The organism is Microcystis sp. T1-4 (assembly GCF_000297435.1).
Taxonomy (GTDB): domain Bacteria; phylum Cyanobacteriota; class Cyanobacteriia; order Cyanobacteriales; family Microcystaceae; genus Microcystis.
Map to the genome: position 1 here is coordinate 1 of NZ_CAIP01000264.1, position 1,016 is coordinate 1,016.

General features: G+C 40.5%; 1 protein-coding gene. It reads left to right on the top strand.

All coding sequences use genetic code 11. The annotated features are described in order from the left end of the window. Positions 1–198: 198 nt before the first annotated feature. Complete coding sequence (gene cynS / locus MICAI_RS15845) at positions 199–636, top strand: cyanase (protein ID WP_002761093.1); 438 nt, start codon at positions 199–201, stop codon at positions 634–636. Positions 637–1,016: the final 380 nt, after the last annotated feature.

Here is a 1,016-nt window from a genome sequence, read left to right on the forward strand (position 1 = left end):
GAGTGGTGGTCATGGTTGGATAATTTCTGTATGTATTAGGTTGTCAAGGTTCGTTGTTTGACATGAGTTAATACTATCGGCTTTTTATAGTTATGTAAAGGGGTTTTAAGGAATATTTTTTTATCAATGTCATAACTTTTACTTATATAATTGATGTTCAGGTAAACTAGAAGCAGACAAATTCTGCAAAAATAAGCAATGATACCCGAAATTACCGCAAAACTATTGGAAGCGAAGAAGGAAAAAGGCCTGAGTTTCGCTGACCTAGAAGCGATTCTAGGACGAGATGAGGTGTGGATTGCCGCTGTTTTTTACCGGCAAGCGAGCGCCTCCCTAGAAGAAGCAACGAAAATTGTGGCAGCTTTGGGACTGGGAACCGAAATCGTCGCATCCTTAACCGAGTATCCTGTCAAGGGATTGGGTCCTGTTGTCCCCACCGACCCCCTGATTTATCGTTTCTACGAGATCATGCAGGTGTATGGAATGCCACTAAAATCGGTGATTCATGAAAAATTCGGCGATGGCATTATGAGTGCGATCGATTTTACCCTCGACGTGGATAAGGAGGAAGACCCTAAAGGCGATCGCGTTAAAATTACTATGTCGGGTAAGTTTTTATCCTATAAGAAGTGGTGAGTCCGGCCAAAGTCAACGGTAAGGAATTTCTATTCCTTGCCGCTCTTGCTATTTTTCTTAACAAAACTTAACAATTGACGGCAAAATTTTGCTTGCTTTTTTTTGCAGATTTTGGGACAATATTTTTAAAAGAGTTTATTAATAATGGAAATCTAGGGACTTAGGCATAAACAAAACAATCCCATTATAAGAAAATCATAACCCAAGCCGCCGCAAAAGTCAAGGGATCACTCCTAATTATGCTGTGAAACTTCTAATTTCTTGAGAGGTGAGGGTTTGGGGAATTATGAATTATGAATTATGAATTGGGGAGTAGGGAAGTGGGGAAGTGAAGCATTTGGCTGAAATTTCCCCAAACCCCTAAATCCCTAGGGAGCATC

Excerpts from the sequence above, each read along its gene's own strand:
- cynS (WP_002761093.1), top strand. The coding sequence starts at position 199 with ATGATACCCGAAATTACCGCAAAACTATTGGAAGCGAAGAAGGAAAAA.